Source organism: Streptococcus saliviloxodontae, assembly GCF_016908655.1.
In the GTDB taxonomy this organism is placed as follows: Bacteria; Bacillota; Bacilli; order Lactobacillales; family Streptococcaceae; genus Streptococcus; species Streptococcus saliviloxodontae.
Genome location: NZ_JAFBEI010000021.1, coordinates 1 through 16,833 on the forward strand (window position 1 = coordinate 1; position 16,833 = coordinate 16,833).

Here is a 16,833-nt window from a genome sequence, read left to right on the forward strand (position 1 = left end):
ACAATTACAGAATCAGTCGTTTGAGAAAGCCCATAGAGACCGTATTTTCGAATTTAGAGCGATTTGGAATCGAGTGTTTACGTTGCCGAAACTTAAGGGCATTCAAATTTAGAACAGAGGCAATATTGCTTACCTATTCTCTTATGCTTGAAAGTAGTCATAATGAATTGGGGTTGAGTTTGAAATATTCTCTTGATTATGCCTAATTAACTAGCACAACGGGTATTCCTTATCTTGATACCACGTTAGCGCAAACGCATATTCACCATCAAATGATCTAAGCCTCAACTGCTCATCTAACCTTATGATCAATTTTTAGTCCTCTTTTCTTCTATTGACTTTCTAGCGACATCATAAAAAAAAACGCAACCACAACAAGTAGTCAGATACTTTTATATAGTATCTAAATACTCTTTTAAAGAACCACTTACATTGTCACCATCTGCAGTACCTATTTGGTAAATCTCATCAAATTTATCAGGATTTTTTTCTAAGCGTCCGATAGACAATGGTTGACTAGGTCTAATGACAAATATCTCTCCTGTTTCTTCTGCTGCTTCGATTTGTGACAAGCTGAGATTATAGGCTTCAGGTCGTTTGATGGCTGTCTTAACAAAGTTAGGATACTTACGATAAAGTAATTTATAGAGACGCCCTGAAGAAGACTTTTTACGATAGCCTTTGGGACGCGTCAAAATAACAATCAGTTTCTCATAGCCGAGGCTCTTAGCAAACGTAAGAGGAATCGAATCAGATAGACCTCCATCTAAATAAAGACGATCTTGGTAGTTGACTATTTTAGAGGCAATAGGGAGAGCTGAACTAGCCCTCAGTGCTTCCATCTGTTTAAAGACATCATCGATTTTAAGATACTCTGCTTGACCTGTCTCTACATTCGTTACTGTAACATAAAAAGGGATGTCTGCTTGAGCAAAAGCGTCTTGATCAAAAATATCTAGCTCCATGGGGATGCGATAATAGGCCATTTCCTTATTAACGACATTTCCAGTCTTTAACCAAGACCTCAAGCCCATGTAATTGGGATCCTTGATGAAGCGTTTGTTATAGCGTAGTGCCCGCCCCTTTTGACCGGAGACGTAATTAACACCAAAAAGAGCTCCTGCAGACACAGAGACAATACCGTCAACCTTAATTCCTGCTTCTAAAAAAGCATCTAAAACGCCTGCTGTATAGAGACCTCGCATGCCTCCACCTTCTAAGACTAATCCAACTGCCATACTGACCTCCTACTCCTCTAACACAGCTTTGAATGCTGGAGCTAGTCGAGCATAGCCTTCCTGTGTGAGATGGAGGCCATCTGTAGTGTAGGGCTCTGCTAATTGTCCTGTCTCATCTAACAAAAGATCATACCCATCGATAAACTCGATACCCGAAAGCAAGGCTAGGCGCGTATTTAACTCTTGAATAGCAGTATTTCGTCTCACCTTAACCTTGTCAGCATAGGCAGGGCTCTCGTTAACAGGCAAAACAGACTGAACGTAGAGAGTGGTTTGAGGTAAAAAAATCTTAATCTGTCCCACCAACTCTGCCAGACGATTGATAATATCTGCAATAGGATAGCCGCGCCCTAAATCATTAACCCCTATAGCAATGACTAACTTTATTGGAGAAAACTTTAAAACTTGTTCTTCAAGATGATTCAGTAGCCAAATACTATCGGTTCCAGCTATTCCTCTATTCACTAAAGGGTAGTCTCGTCCGAGAAATTTTTTTAAAGGAAAAAACTCTATAATTGAATCTCCCGCAAATATAATTGGATTGTTATAAACTCTTTCTTCCCCAAAGGAAGCTAGTCTCTCTAATTGATAGTGATGCAGTTGCTCACTTCCTGTTTCAACCTCTTTAGAAGGATTATTGGTAGCTTCTGGAGTTACCTTATTCAACTCATTCATGACATGAATCTCCTTATCTCATAATAGCTTCATTCTACTACTTTTTCTCCCAAAATGCTAAGCTTTTACAAAAATAGTACAGGTTCAAAATTAGCAATACACAAAAATTCCCTAAAGAGCACTGGAGAGTCTGCCTCTTTAGGGATTTTAACTAATTTAATTCAGTAAGGATTGTCCATTTGTCGCAATCACTTCCTTGTACCAGTCAAATGATTTTTTCTTGTAACGTGCCAAGCTACCGCTGCCATCATCGTTACGGTCAACGTAGATAAAGCCATAACGTTTGCTTAGCTCTGCTGTTGAGGCAGATACCAAATCAATTGGTCCCCAGGTTGTGTAACCCCAAAGCTCAACGCCATCTTGAAGTGCTTCAGCAACCTGCACCAAGTGTTTTTGGAGATAATCAATCCTGTAGTCGTCTTCAACAGTTGGTCCATTGACACCGTTAACAAGAATATCCTTGGCACCTATACCATTTTCTACGATAAAGAGAGGTAATTGATAGCGGTCATAGAAATCGTTAAGAACTAAACGGAGTCCGACTGGATCGATTTGCCAACCCCACTCAGATGATTCCAAATAAGGGTTTGTCAATCCTCCCAAGACATTACCACGTCCAGAAGCATAGGTCTCAGGATCGTGAGCGGCTGCTACGCTCATGTAATAAGAGAAGGAAATGAAATCCACTGTATTTTTTAAAATGGCTTCGTCTTCTGGAGCAAATTGGATATCAATACCGTTTTCCTTGAAGAAACGTTTAATGTAATTTGGGTATTTTCCACGGGCATGAATATCTGAAAACAGATAATTTTGATTTTCAAAATCACGAACAGCTAGTTGATCCAATGGATTTGACGTCATCCCATAGGCAGGCATTGCTAAAACCATACAACCAATTTTGAAATCAGGGTTAATCTCATGACCAATCTTTGTTGCAGAGGCTGAAGCAACTAACTCATGATGGACAGCCTGATAAAGGTCTTGTTTTGACAAGTCTTCAACAGGTGTTGCAATACCACCTGACATAAAAGGTGCATGAAGCACTGAGTTGACTTCGTTAAATGTTAGCCAATACTTTACCTTGTCCTTATAACGGGTGAAAACAGTACGAACATAGTTTTCATAAAAGCCAATCAAATCACGGTTAGCCCAGCCATTATATTTTCTAGAAAGGTTAAGAGGAGTTTCATAATGTGATAAGGTCACTAGTGGTTCAATGCCGTACTTAGCCAACTCGTCAAAAACAGCATCATAAAAGGCCAGCCCCGCCTCATTAGCCTCTTTATCGTCACCATTTGGAAAAATACGGCTCCAGGCGATAGACAGACGGAACACTTTGAAGCCCATCTCTGCAAAAAGAGCGATGTCTTCTTTATAACGGTGATAAAAGTCAATCCCCTCAAGTTTTAAGTTGTCAACTGTTGGTTCCTCAGTGATCAAGGGATTAAGGTCCCCTTCATTTGCTGGAACACCTCCTCTTGGTGTCACATCTTGGACTGAAAGTCCCTTGCCATCCACGTTATAAGCTCCTTCAAACTGATTGGCTGCTGTTGCTCCACCCCATAAGAAATTCTCTGGAAATACGTTTGTCATTTGTTAACCTCCATCATTGCTTTAAGATACTGTTATTATAGATGATTTTTGAAAACCTTACCAACACTATCCTGTCAAAAACTAGTACTATCCTCTTTTATCGTCTGAATTTTCAGCCGTTTTATGGTAGAATAGTACTATCAAAATCTTTCATACGGAGGGAGGCCTATGGTTTCTAATACAACTCAAACATCATCTCTAGGGCATTTGTTACCCTATGATTATTTCCAAACGCATGTGATTGATAGCAGACCCGATATCCTCTTTCATTGGCACCCCGAGATGGAAATCAATTACATCCATAAGGGATCTGCACGATTTCACATTGACTACGATTATTTTGATAGCCAAGAAGGGGATATCATACTGATTCGTCCTAACGGGATGCACTCTATTCACCCCATCATCAAAACAGAGCATGACATGGAGACTGTCAAATTTCACTTAGATATGATTGGCTATTCTATCGTTGATCAGGTGAGTTTGCGTTATCTTCAGCCTTTACAAACGAGTAATTTCAAGTTTATTCCCCGTATTCAAAAGGGTATGGAGGGCTACGATGCTATAAAAAGCTGTTTGATGTCTATCCTATCTCTCTGCCGAGACGAAGGACGTCACTTTGAAATTTTGCTAAAATCAAAACTACACGAATTTATCTATCTCCTCTACTACTATCGCTATGTTGTTCGAAAGCATACTGATGACACTTACCGAAAAAATGAAAAAATCCGTGAGCTTATTGATTACATCAATAATAATTACCAAGAAAGTCTATCGATTGAATTTCTGTCTGAGTTTGTAGGTTACAGCAAAACACATTTTATGACCATTTTTAAACAACATACAGGGACATCTTGTACTGAATTTGTGATACAAGTCCGTTTAAACAAGGCTTGTGATATCTTAATCAATTCGACAACTCCTATTCTAGAAGTTGCTACCAGCATTGGATTTAATAACCTATCTAATTTTAATCGACAGTTCAAACGCTACTACCAGATGACTCCAAGTCAATACCGTAAACAGTTTACGAAACCCAAAGAAGGACGTACGCTTATCAACCCCGCCAATCATGATTGGTTAGATGACTAACCTTTTACTTACAATCGCTAATCAAAAAACGTTTGACTAATTGGTCAAACGTTTTTTAGTTATTTTACAGTTGTTAGTAGGTAATCACCACTGTTGACACGAGCTTCTTGGGTTGTTAACACATCCTCAAAATCTGCTGAATTAGTCACGATAACTGGAGAAATAACAGGCAATTTTGCATCTCGAATGGTTGCTAGATCAAACTCTAACACTTTTTGTCCTGCTTGCACCTTTTGCCCAACTTCTACAAATGTCTTAAAGCCTTTACCTGCCAAAGATACGGTGTCCATGCCGACATGGATCAAGAGTTCTACGCCATTATCTGTACGCATTCCAATCGCATGTCCTGTTGGAAATACTAGGGTGATCTCACCATTTGCAGGTGCGACAACCACACCATCCAATGGATCGATGGCAATACCATTTCCCATAGCACCTGATGCAAAGACTTCATCTGGCACATTTTCAAGAGCGATAACATTACCAATCATTGGACTAGCAATAATTTCTTGTTGAAGTTCTTTCAAGTCAGCTTCTTCTGTTTTAGGAGCTGGAGCTTCTTCTTTTGGTCCACCATAGAGGTAAGGAACGGGAGCAAATAATTGAATAACAAAGGCAAGAATACCACCTACAATAGCGATAATAATAGCCAACCATAGTTTGCTGAGATTACCGTCTGGTCCGATAAGAGTTGGGAAAACAAAGATACCCATTGCCCCAGCAGAATACATCGGAATATTGAATCCCATCATCGCAGCTCCCAGAAGACCTGAGATCGCACATGAGATATAAAATGGTACTTTCATCGGAAGAGTCACACCATAAATTGCTGGCTCAGTCACCCCAAAGATAGATGAAATGAAGGCTGGCATAGCGATTGTACGGACTTTATCTTCCTTAGTTTTAAGCATGATTGCTCCCAAAACCCCAGTCTGAGTGAAACATGGTAACAATGCCGCTGCTAGAATAGTAGAGTGTCCATTTGTCGCCACATCTAATAATCCAAGTGGTACCAAGGCCCAGTGCATTCCAAACATAACAAGGATTTGCCATAGCATACCAAGAACAAAACCATAAACGATCGGGCTGAATCCCATGATAGTTTGGAAGAAAGAAGTTAGGAATCCTGAGAAGGCATTAGCAATTGGCCCTACTAGTAAGAAGGTTAATGGAACCGTAACGACAATGGTAAAGAAAGGGACAACGAAAACCTTGATAACATCAGGTGTGAATTTTGCAAAGAATTTTTGAATATAAGATGCTACCCAAATCGCTAGAATAGAAGGCATTACAGTAGAAAGGTAGCCCCCTGAAGGTAGAGCGAAAGGAATAAGCCCCAAAACATGGTTAGCATTAGCCTTTGCAAGGCCATCTACAGCAGTTGAGATGTCTGGGTAAACCAAGGCAGCCGCAATCGCAATAGCTGTAAATTCATTAACCTTGAAGCGACGTGCTGATGTAATAGCGATTAATATTGGAAGAAATTGGAAGAATCCATCTCCAGCCGCATTCAAGATAACATACATAGAGCTATTTGCTGCGCTCAACCCGCACGCTGCCATAATAGCAACAACACCCTTGATAATACCTGCAGCTGCCAAAGGCCCCAAGAAAGGTTGGAAAATGCTTGAAACTAAAGAAACAAAGCGGTCAAATAAATTTCCTTTTGGAGCATCTCCTTCATCCACGTCTATACTTCCTCCAGCAGAAAGACCTCCTACTTTAATCACATCTGCATAGACATCTGGAACGTGGTTTCCAATAACCACTTGGTATTGTCCCCCTGCTTTGACAACCGTTACAACGCCATCACGTTGTTTCAAGTAGTCATCATCTGCTTTTGATTCATCTTTCAAATCAAAACGCAAGCGGGTCACGCAATGTTTTAGACTATTAACATTTTCTTTACCACCGACGTGATCTAAAATGTCTTTAGCTAATTCTGTATAATCTTTAGCCATATACGGCTCCTTTCCATCTTTACTGGTATTTTAAAGCTAAAATAGAAAAAACCTAAACAAATACCAAATAAATCCAACAAGCCAAAAACTCGTCATCTATTTCGTATTTATTTAGGTTTTGCCTGCTAACCAGTAACAATCCTTATGTTGTTATATTAACAGTTTATTCTGAAAATTGCAAGTGGTTTCATCACAATAATAAGAAAAAAAGTCACACAAAAGTGACTTTTTAAACAACAATTCTTAACTAAATATTATTTTCAAGATCTTTATCATAAAGGGCAGAAACAGGTAGCATCAATTGAGCAGCAAATGACACGACCGTTCCTACAGCAGCAATCATAAGGGCAAACCAAAGTTTTTCCAAATTACCATCTGCCCCAATTAGGGTTGGGAATAAAAAGACTCCTTTTGCTCCTGCAGCATACATAGGAATATTGAGTCCCATCATTGCAGCTCCCATAAACCCTGAGACAAGACATGAAATGTAAAACGGTACCTTCATAGGTAGCGTTACCCCGTAAATCGCTGGTTCAGTGACACCGAAGATAGCTGAGATAAAAGCGGGTACAGAAATAGTACGAACCTTATCTTCTTTTGTTTTCAACATAATAGCCCCTAGAACACCGACTTGCGTAAAGCAAGGCAATAAGCCTGCTGATAAGATTGCTGAGTGTCCATTGGTTGCAATATCCAAAATACCGAGTGGTACCAAGGCCCAATGAAGTCCAAACATAACGAGAACTTGCCACAAAAGCCCTAAAATAAAGCCATAGGCTACTGGACTAAGTCCCATAATCGCTTGGAAGATTGAGGTTAACCAGCCTGATAAGGTATTAGCAACAGGTCCAACCACCAAGAAAGTCAGTGGGACAGTGATCACAATCGTCAACAATGGTACCATAAACACCTTGATAACATTAGGGGTGATTTTTTCGAAGAAATGTTGAACATAAGAAGCAACCCAGATAGCTAAAATAGCTGGCATAACTGTTGACAGGTAACCACCTGATGGCAAGGCAAATGGAATGACACCTAAAACCTGATCAGAATGTGCTTTAGCCAAATCTCCTACTGCCGTTGAGATATCTGGATACACCAAAGCTGCCGCAATCGCATAGGCGGTAAATTCGTTCACTTTGAAACGACGCGCCGATGTTATAGCAATCAAAATTGGGAAGAATTGGAAGAATCCGTCTCCTGCTGCTTTTAGAATCACATACATTGAGCTATTCGTAGCAGTTAGCCCAAAAGCAGCCATAATAGCAATCACACCCTTAATGATACCAACAGCGGCCAAAGGACCTAGGAAGGGGTGGAAAATACTTGAAACAAGCGAAACAAAACGATTAAACGGATTGCTTTTTTTTGCTGTAGGGTTCTCTTCTGATAAGCCTGTCCTTGAAAAACCTCCTAGACGATCTAGTTCGTCGTAGACATCTGCGACGTGGTTTCCAATAACGACTTGGTATTGTCCACCAGCTTGAACAGCTGAAACAACACCAGATAGTTTTTTCAGTGACTCCTCGTCCACTTTTGACTCATCTTTCAATTCAAACCGTAAACGGGTCACACAATGCTGCAAACTATCGACGTTCTCTTTACCACCGATATGGGTTAAAATAGCTTGGGCTAACTTTGTATACAAGGCCATGTTTGGCTCCTCTCCATTTGTTAGGCTAAGAAAACATAAAAAACCAAACAAATACCAAATAAATGCAACAAGCACACATACCGCCTGCTGTTTATCCTGTATCCATTCAGCTCTAATAATTATCTTACTCTACTCACAAATAGTATCAGTTTGTTCTGAACATTGCAAACAATTTGACGGAAAATTTTAGGAGTGATGACTCTCATTCAGACGTTGAATGTGAATTGTTAGGTACACCTGTTCGTCTTGCCCCATTTTAAAGTCAGGATTGGCTTGTTCTACATAATTTTTGACACGTGACGTGCATTGAAAGGCTTTAGGATAATTCACTTGGACTTGCTCAAATAAGAAGGCGTCATTTTTTCCTTGAATCAAGCCATTTGCCACACGTTGGGCAAAATACTGAATATGTGTCACAAATCGGTTATAAGAAATCGAGTCTGTAGTAGGTATGACACCAAAGTGCAAACGGACAATTTCTAAAATATCAACAACAATTTGAGTGATTTGATGATTTTTTTCCACCAAGCCACCATCTTTTTGAGCATTTACAAAATGGAGTGCAATTGAGGCAGCTTCATCTTCTGCCATTTCAATACCTAAATAATGCTGGGTTAGTCTCAAAGCTTGCTTGCCAATCTCATATTCCCGAGGGTAAAATTTTCTAACCTCCCAAGCAAGCGGATTGTGAAGGGGAAGGTTATCTTTGGTCCGTTGGATAGCAAATTGTAAATGGTCCGCCAAAGCAATAAAAAGTGACGGTTCAAAAGACTGATCCAAAACTGCTTCTGCAAATTTAATAATGGTTAAAAACAGCTCCATCTGCTCAGTAGGCAAATCCAAGTAAACACGATAGAGTTCTTGAGTAGTTTCGCCGTCTTCTAAAACAAACTTTTTCTCTATTTTATCAAGGTCGACAAAATCTCCTGGTTTCTTTTGAAAGCCCAATCCCTTCCCCATGACGATATATTCTAGCTGATTTTGTCCTATAACTTGCACAATATTGTTATTAAATACCTTGTCAATTATCATAATTTCCTCTTTTACATCAATGAGTACGTCTTCTTTTGATTTCCATTGTATCAGATAAAAACCATAAAATAAAGTGCTTCCAAAAGTATTTTGAAGTATAGGGTTATTTTAAGAAGCATATTAACAAAGCTGATAACTCCTTTTAAAGCGAATGAAACGATAAACAAAAAGAAGCTCGAGATAATTGCTCCAACTTCTTTTCAACTATAGTTATTTACGATACATTTTTACCTGTAAATAAAGGTCATTGTATATACCGAGCCACTTCGACCCTAGGTTGTCATAAACTTCTAGACGTTTCAAGGTTGATTCAGATGGGTAAAATGCCTTATCATTGGTTATTTGTGATGGTAACAACTCTTTAGCTTTACTATTTGGTGTCGAATAACCGATGTACTCCGCATTTTGCGCAGCATTTTCTGGCTTCAACATAAAATTGATAAAGGCGTAGGCCTCTTTATAGTGTTTAGCTGTTTTAGGGATGACAATATTATCAAACCAAATATTGGATCCTTCACTTGGCACCACATAAACGAGATCCTTATCACCCTCTAACATCTCGCTAGCCTCTCCTGAAAAAGTAATTCCAATAGCTGCATCGCCATTAATCATATACCCCTTCATTTCATCACCAACTATGGCTTTCACATTAGGCATAAGCTGGGTTAAGGTTGATTCAGCCGCCTTCAGTTGTGATAAGTCTTTAGTGTTCAAACTATAACCTAACTTACTGAGACCAACCCCCATTACTTCGCGAGCACCATCCACTAGCATAATCTGATTTTTATAGTCGGACTTCCAGAGATCTGACCAGTGTTCTGGATAATCCTTCAGTAACTTTTTATTGTAAACAATACCTACGGTTCCCCAGAAATAAGGAATCGAATAATCATTGTTGGGATCAAAACTAAGCCCTAAGAAATCCGAACTGATCGCATCTAGCCCTTGGATCTTAGACTTATCTAACTTAACGAGCAAGTTTTCCTTTTTCATCTTATCAATCGTATAATCAGATGGAACAGCGATATCGTAAGTGGTTCCCCCCTGCTTGATCTTAGTATACATGGCTTCGTTGGAATCGAAGGTCTCGTATTGAACTTGGATACCTGTTTCCTTAGTAAACTTGGTTAATAATTCTGGGTCAATATAATCTCCCCAGTTATAGATAACCAGCTTATCTGATGCGGTACCAGATTGCTTTTGCATCCAAAATGAAAGAGACCAAAGCGCTGCTACAATGAGTACAATACCAGCTAGAAAACTATATAATCTACGCATTCTTGTCCTCCTTTTTATCACTAGAGATAAAGTAATAGCCGACTACCAAAAGAATACTGAAGAGAGTAACCAAGGTTGATAGGGCATTTATTTCAAGTGAGATTCCTTGACGTGCTCGTGAATAAATTTCAACTGAAAGGGTTGAAAAGGAATTACCAGTCACAAAGAAGGTAACCGCAAAGTCATCTAATGAGTAGGTGAATGCCATAAAATAACCTGCGATAATCCCTGGTGTCAGATAAGGCAACATGACCTCTCTAAGCATTTGCGATCTAGTTGCACCCAAATCATAGGCTGCATTAATCATATCAGGATTCATCTCTTTTAATCGAGGCAGAACCATTAAGACAACAATCGGGATTGAAAAGGCAACGTGACTCAACAAAACTGAAAGTAGTCCCAATGAAAAATGTATCCGTGTAAACAAAATCAAGAAGGCTGCACCAATCATAACATCTGGTGCCACCATCAACACATTATTAAAGGATAAGAGAGCTGTCTCGTACTGACGACGTGATTCGTAGATAAAAATGGCTCCAAAGGTCCCTATCGCTGTAGCTAGCAAGGAACTCAGAAAAGCTAAAAAGAAGGTCTGCACCAAAATCAACATCAAACGGCTATCAGATAGCATGGTTTGGTAATTTTCAAGAGTGAACCCTTTAAAGCCATTCATATCACCGCCACTGTTGAAGGAATAGAAGATTAAATAAGCAATGGGTAGGTAGAGGATCAAAAAAACCACAGCCAAATAAATTTTAGATAGTTTTGTCATCGTTGTCTCTCCTTAGTCACCCACATAATAGCTAACATAGCAACAATCAAGACGACACCTATAGTAGAGCCCATACCCCAGTTTTGCGTCGTTAAAAAGTGTTGCTCAATGGCAGTTCCAAGTGTAATCACGCGATTACCCCCAATCAAACGCGTCAGCATAAACAAGCTAAGACTGGGAATAAAAACAGATTGCACACCTGAACGAACACCATTTAGTGATAAAGGAAAAATAACCTTTGTAAAGGTTTGCCAACTATTAGCTCCAAGGTCTCGACTAGCATTGATAACAGTGTTATCAATATCATCAAGAGCATTGAAAATTGGTAAAATCATAAATGGGATTTCAATGTAACTCGCAACAAAAACAAATGAAAAATCAGTAAACAAAATTTGCTTAGGACCAATTCCTACAAAGGTTAGAAAATGATTGATACTTCCATTTTGTCCTAAAATCCCCATAAAAGCGTAAGCCTTAAGCAAGAGATTTATCCATGTCGGTAAAACAACCAGCATCAACCAGAGTTGCTTATGTTTAAGTCGAGTAAGGATGAGTGCTGTCGGATAGGAAATCAGGAGAGTAACAGCGGTGACAATTCCTGCATAAAGTATCGAGTTGAATCCCATACGTAGATAGGTCCACGATGAAAAGAAGGTCTGGTAGTTGGCCAGAGTTGCTCGACCATTGATATCAAAAAAAGAATTATAGACAATGAGAGCAAGTGGTGCCAATACAAAGAGAAATATCCACAGAAGGTAAGGAATCGAGAAAAGATTAAAGGTTCTCTTCATGACGCTCCTCCTCAATGGCATTGATCAAGCCATCTTCGTGTTCTTCTACTTCAACGTATTCTTCAATACGGGCATCGAATTCTTCCTCGGACTCATTGAGACGCATGATGTGAATATCTTCAGGAGTAAAATCAAGACCAATGACTTCACCTTCGATCGCCTTGCGAGTTGAGTGAATCATCCACTCATTTCCAAGATCATCGTATGCAATAATCTCATAATGAACTCCACGAAAGAGTTGCGTATCTACTTTTACCTGGAGTTTTCCTTCTTCTGGCAAGGTAATTTGTAGATCTTCTGGACGAATAACAACCTCAACAGGTTCATTAGGTCTCATACCACCGTCAACAGCTTCAAATCGTTTGCCGTTAAACTCAACCAGATAGTCTTCAATCATGACAGCTGGTAAGATATTTGACTCACCAATAAAGGTTGCCACAAAATGATTAATCGGTTCATCATAAATATCGACAGGCGTCCCTGATTGAACAATCTCTCCCTCGTTCATGACAAAAATCCAGTCACTCATTGCCAAAGCTTCCTCTTGATCGTGCGTGACAAAGACAAAGGTAATCCCCAATCGCTGTTGGAGTTCACGAAGCTCATACTGCATCTCAGTACGAAGCTTCAAATCCAAGGCAGATAAGGGTTCATCAAGCAAGACAACCTTGGGTTGGTTGATAATAGCACGTGCAATTGCAACACGTTGGCGTTGCCCTCCTGATAACTTTTGAATGGAACGTTTGCCAAAGCCATCAAGGCGCACCATGCGAAGAGCTTCTTGAACACGTTGATCAATCTCTTTTTTAGGAACTTTCTTTAATTTTAAGGGGAATGCCACATTTTCTGCGACTGTCATATGTGGAAAGAGCGCATAGGACTGAAAAACAGTATGGACATCCCTCTTGTTAATGGGGATGTCATTAATACGTTTGCCATCTAGAAAGACGTCACCACTTGTCGCATCCAAAAGCCCTGCAATAATATTCAGAATCGTTGATTTCCCTGACCCTGAAGCTCCTAGAAGAGTGTAAAATTTTCCCTCTTCCAGCTCGAAATTAATATCTTTTAAAACAACCGTACCACTATCCTCAAATACTTTGGATACGTGATTAAATGCAATAATTGAATTAGTCAATTGTCATAAATCCTCCACAAGCCTACCTTATCTATCTCGATTTGATGGCTCAATCACTAATGCCAAGTGGCAGTACAAAGGGGATACCCAAAGTGTATCCCACCTTCATCTTCTATTCTTATCATTAAAACCGAAACGAGCTTACGACTCCTTTTCAATATCGCCGATGATACGAACCTCAGGTTCTAAAGTAATCCCTGATGATACTTCAACTTTGTTAATGACATCCTCAATAAGGTCTTCATAATCTCTAGCACTACCGTCAGCAACATTCACCATAAAGCCAGCGTGCTTTTGAGACACCTCTACACCACCAATTCGGTGCCCTTTGAGTCCAGCCTCCATAATAAGCTGACCAGCGAAATTACCCAGTGGACGTTTGAAGACTGACCCACAAGAGGGGTATTCCAGCGGTTGTTTCAAGGCACGCAAGTGATTAAGACGGTGCATCTCTTGGGTGATCATCGTATAGTCACCTGGTTTGAGTGCGAATTTCGCAGAAATGACAATCTCACCAGTCTCTTGTAGAACAGAGTGACGATAACCAAACTGCATGTCACGAGTTTCGATGGTTCTAATATCACCTTCTTTAGTCATCACTTGAGCGGATACAAGGACATGAGCAATCTCACCACCGTAAGCACCAGCATTCATAAAGACAGCACCACCGACGCTACCAGGGATACCTGCAGCAAACTCAAATCCCGTTAGACTATGAAATTGAGCAACCTTAGTTGTCTCAATCAGGTTAGCACCAGCTTCTGCCTCAATCGTATAACCATTCAAGGTGATGGTATTTAGGCGGTCAAACATGATGACAAATCCACGGATACCACCATCGCGAACAATAAGGTTACTTGCATTTCCTAAGACCAACCACGGAATATTATAAGTATTGGCAAATTTGACAATGCGTGAAAGCTCATAACGATTTCGTGGGAAAGCAAGGTAATCTGCCGGTCCTCCAACTTTCGTATAAGTGTACTTCTTCAATGGCTCATTATGACGGATATCGATACCGACTAAGAGCTCTTTCATTTTTTCAATCATTTTTTTCTTTCTCTAACAATCTTATCATCCTCTATGAAAAAGAGGTAGGACCTCAAGCTGACTTTAATCAAAATCACTTAAGATATCCGACCTCTACGGATGAGGTTATCACTTACCACAAAGGGGCTAGAATAACCAATCATCCACTATATTAAATAAGTATTTCTATAGTCATTTAAAAAGAGGTAGGACGTTCATCCTAACCTCAATATTATATCAAAAAAGTCTTCTCTTGACGAGTAGCTACTATTACTTTTCAGCAAGGATAAAGGATAATAGCTGTTAGCTTTCTACCTTCACCACATCACTAGAATCTAACTGCGCTAAATGGGTGGCATATTCAACCTGACTCACAGGGCTTTTCAAGGTTGGGACAATTTCCAACAGTGGTACCAAAACAAAGGCGCGCTCTGTCATGAAAGGATGAGGAAGCTGTAATTCGTCTTGTTGACTTATCTCATCGTCATAAAGTAAGATATCGATATCAACCGTTCTAGGCCCCCAATGCTCATGGCGAACACGATCGAGTTCCTTTTCAATTCTTTGGCAATGATGAAGCAGATCAAACTTATCTAATCTGGTTTCTAGTTGACAAGCCATATTTAAAAAATCATCCTGATCAGTCTTTCCCCAAGCAGCTGTTTGATAGAGAGACGATACCTCTACGAGGCGAGTCTGAGGCAGTTGATCTAGTAACTCAATAGCGGTCTGCAAATACCATTTGCGATCTCCCATGTTAGATCCCAAACTTAAAAAAACTGAACTCATCGACTGCGCTCCAATTCGATACCGACTGACGTATAGTGACCGTTTATCGGAGGATTTTCTTTGGTGATTCTGATTGAAATAGCTTGGATCGGTTGAAATTTCTCAAATAAATCATCACAAATAGCACCTGCTAACCGTTCAATCAGTACGTATTTTTCTTGCTCTGCATGTCTTTGAATAACCTCAAAAACATGACCATAATGGACAGTATCTTCTAAAAGATCTGACTGAGATGCCTTTTGTAAGTCCACACTCAGCTCGACATCAATGACAAAGATTTGACCCAAAGTTTGCTCTTCTTGAAATGCACCATGATAACCATAAAAACGACAGGCATTTAAGATAATCTTATCCATCAAAACTCCTTACACCAACTGGCTAGCCACTTTGACGATATCACGGTTAGCCAAAACATTATGAACACGAACAATCTGACAGCCTTTTGAAATAGCATGCGCTGATAAGGCAGCTGTTCCCATATCTCTCTCAGATGCCTTGGTTTGCCCTCCTAAAAGATAATCGACCGTACGCTTACGTGAAATACCAAAGAGAACAGGGTAGCCTAACTGGCAAACCTGTTCCAGTCCTTTTAGCAATTCGATATTTTGCGCCTCTGTTTTAGCAAAACCAAATCCTGGATCAATCCAGATATTTTCCTTAGAGACACCTGCATCAAGGGCAACCTGTGCTCGCTCTGTCAAGAAGGTGCAGACATCATCAGTTATCTTATGGTAGATCTCTTCTTCTTGGTTATGCATGAGGATAATCGGAGCCTGATACTCAGCTGCAAGTGCAAGCATCTGACCATCGTAAAGACCGGCCCAAACATCATTTAAAATATGAGCCCCTGCCTCAAGAGCGGCGCGTGCCGTCTCTGTCTTATAGGTATCAATGCTGATTAGCACATCAAATCGCTCTCTGATCGCCTTAATAACTGGGACAACTCTTTCGATTTCTTCTTCAGCGGAAACAAAGCTCGCCCCCGGTCGTGTCGACTCTCCTCCGATATCAATAATGCTTGCTCCTGCCTCAATCATTTCTGCAACCTGACTCAAAGCAGCTTCAATCTGAGTGTAAGCACCTCCATCTGAGAAAGAATCCGGTGTAACATTCAAGATCCCCATTATAGCAGCATTTCCAGCCACCTCATACTTACCAATTTTCATACCTTACCTCTTATTTCTCACGGATGAGGGATAGCAATTCTCGACGATCGTCGGCATTTTCTTTATAGTAGCCTCTTGCTACGGTTGTAACAGTTTTAGCTCCTGGTTTTTTAATGCCACGCATTGTCATACACATATGCTCTGCTTCAACCATTACGAACACACCTTTGGGATTCAAAGCTTCTTCTAGAGCACTTGCGACCTGAGCTGTTAATCGTTCTTGTAACTGCGGACGTTTAGCTGCTACCTCTACAGCACGCGCCAATTTGCTAAGCCCTGTCACTCGACCATCACTCGGTAGATATGCAACATGAGCAACGCCATAAAACGGTACTAGATGATGCTCACACATCGAATAAAAAGGAATGTCCTTCACAAGAACCAACTCATCATGATCTTCTGAAAAGACTGCCGTAAATTGATCCTTCGGATTTTCTTTTAGTCCTGCAAACATCTCAGTATACATCTTAGCAACGCGTTTTGGTGTATCAAGTAAGCCCTCACGTTCAGGATTTTCACCAAGAGCTAACAGGAGTTGGTATACAGCTGCTTCAGCTTTTTTCTGATCTATCATATCTACCTCTTTTTTGTCAATAATAGCTTTATTATACCTTATTTTATAGGA

At 40.1% G+C, this 16,833-nt stretch carries 16 protein-coding genes and 1 pseudogene; 2 read left to right on the forward strand and 15 right to left on the reverse strand.

The genetic code is table 11. The features are described 5' to 3' along the window. The coding region (locus JOC31_RS05650) for a transposase (RefSeq protein ID WP_205017191.1) at nt 1–206 on the forward strand (206 nt) is incomplete at its 5' end. Between the two features lie 186 nt (nt 207–392). Here JOC31_RS05650 and JOC31_RS05655 read toward each other — a convergent pair. From JOC31_RS05655 to JOC31_RS05665, 3 genes are all read right to left on the reverse strand, one after another. Further along, on the reverse strand, nt 393–1,238 hold the full coding sequence (locus JOC31_RS05655) for a patatin-like phospholipase family protein (protein ID WP_205017192.1): 846 nt from the start codon (nt 1,236–1,238) through the stop codon (nt 393–395). A 9-nt stretch (nt 1,239–1,247) separates the two neighbouring features. Further along, nucleotides 1,248–1,913 carry an SGNH/GDSL hydrolase family protein gene (locus JOC31_RS05660; protein WP_205017193.1) on the reverse strand — a complete coding sequence of 222 codons (666 nt, stop codon included), beginning with the start codon at nt 1,911–1,913 and terminating at the stop codon, nt 1,248–1,250. A gap of 156 nt (nt 1,914–2,069) precedes the next feature. After that, nucleotides 2,070–3,506 carry a glycoside hydrolase family 1 protein gene (locus JOC31_RS05665; RefSeq protein ID WP_205017194.1) on the reverse strand — a complete coding sequence of 479 codons (1,437 nt, stop codon included), beginning with the start codon at nt 3,504–3,506 and terminating at the stop codon, nt 2,070–2,072. Nucleotides 3,507–3,674: 168 nt separating this feature from the next. Between JOC31_RS05665 and JOC31_RS05670 the strand changes: the two genes are divergently transcribed. After that, nucleotides 3,675–4,598, forward strand: coding sequence for a helix-turn-helix domain-containing protein (locus JOC31_RS05670; protein ID WP_205017195.1), 924 nt, complete (start codon nt 3,675–3,677; stop codon nt 4,596–4,598). Between the two features lie 59 nt (nt 4,599–4,657). On the opposite strand, the gene JOC31_RS05675 is transcribed toward JOC31_RS05670, so the two are convergent. The 12 genes and pseudogenes from JOC31_RS05675 to folE all read right to left on the reverse strand — a co-directional run bounded on the left by JOC31_RS05675 (nt 4,658) and on the right by folE (nt 16,782). Next, nucleotides 4,658–6,559, reverse strand: a complete 1,902-nt coding sequence (locus tag JOC31_RS05675) for a beta-glucoside-specific PTS transporter subunit IIABC (RefSeq protein ID WP_205017196.1) — start codon at nt 6,557–6,559, stop codon at nt 4,658–4,660. Nucleotides 6,560–6,833: 274 nt separating this feature from the next. Continuing rightward, nucleotides 6,834–8,213 (reverse strand): annotated as a pseudogene (locus tag JOC31_RS05680) (PTS transporter subunit EIIC); the annotation flags it as partial. A gap of 186 nt (nt 8,214–8,399) precedes the next feature. Next, nucleotides 8,400–9,245 (reverse strand): BglG family transcription antiterminator LicT, encoded by an 846-nt coding sequence (gene licT / locus JOC31_RS05685; RefSeq protein WP_205017198.1) that lies wholly within the window; start codon nt 9,243–9,245, stop codon nt 8,400–8,402. A gap of 210 nt (nt 9,246–9,455) precedes the next feature. Continuing rightward, the gene (locus tag JOC31_RS05690) at nt 9,456–10,523 is read right to left on the reverse strand and encodes an ABC transporter substrate-binding protein (protein ID WP_205017199.1); all 1,068 of its coding nucleotides are present in this window, start codon (nt 10,521–10,523) and stop codon (nt 9,456–9,458) included. Further along, nucleotides 10,516–11,295, reverse strand: coding sequence for an ABC transporter permease (locus JOC31_RS05695; RefSeq protein WP_205017200.1), 780 nt, complete (start codon nt 11,293–11,295; stop codon nt 10,516–10,518). The genes JOC31_RS05690 and JOC31_RS05695 overlap by 8 nt, the downstream gene beginning before the upstream one ends. Then, nucleotides 11,292–12,086: an ABC transporter permease gene (locus JOC31_RS05700; RefSeq protein WP_205017201.1), complete on the reverse strand. Its 795-nt coding sequence runs from the start codon at nt 12,084–12,086 to the stop codon at nt 11,292–11,294. The genes JOC31_RS05695 and JOC31_RS05700 overlap by 4 nt, the downstream gene beginning before the upstream one ends. Further along, nucleotides 12,070–13,224 carry an ABC transporter ATP-binding protein gene (locus JOC31_RS05705; protein ID WP_205017202.1) on the reverse strand — a complete coding sequence of 385 codons (1,155 nt, stop codon included), beginning with the start codon at nt 13,222–13,224 and terminating at the stop codon, nt 12,070–12,072. Before JOC31_RS05705 ends, JOC31_RS05700 begins: the two co-directional genes overlap by 17 nt. 141 nt (nt 13,225–13,365) lie before the next feature. After that, nucleotides 13,366–14,274: a UDP-N-acetylmuramate dehydrogenase gene (gene murB, locus JOC31_RS05710; protein WP_205017203.1), complete on the reverse strand. Its 909-nt coding sequence runs from the start codon at nt 14,272–14,274 to the stop codon at nt 13,366–13,368. A 282-nt stretch (nt 14,275–14,556) separates the two neighbouring features. After that, nucleotides 14,557–15,042, reverse strand: a complete 486-nt coding sequence (gene folK, locus JOC31_RS05715) for a 2-amino-4-hydroxy-6-hydroxymethyldihydropteridine diphosphokinase (protein WP_205017204.1) — start codon at nt 15,040–15,042, stop codon at nt 14,557–14,559. After that, on the reverse strand, nt 15,039–15,398 hold the full coding sequence (gene folB, locus JOC31_RS05720; RefSeq protein ID WP_205017205.1) for a dihydroneopterin aldolase: 360 nt from the start codon (nt 15,396–15,398) through the stop codon (nt 15,039–15,041). Before folB ends, folK begins: the two co-directional genes overlap by 4 nt. A 9-nt stretch (nt 15,399–15,407) precedes the next feature. Then, entirely contained in the window at nt 15,408–16,208 is an 801-nt protein-coding gene (gene folP / locus JOC31_RS05725) for a dihydropteroate synthase (protein ID WP_205017206.1), read from the reverse strand. A 10-nt stretch (nt 16,209–16,218) separates the two neighbouring features. Further along, on the reverse strand, nt 16,219–16,782 hold the full coding sequence (gene folE, locus JOC31_RS05730; RefSeq protein WP_205017207.1) for a GTP cyclohydrolase I FolE: 564 nt from the start codon (nt 16,780–16,782) through the stop codon (nt 16,219–16,221). Nucleotides 16,783–16,833: the final 51 nt, after the last annotated feature.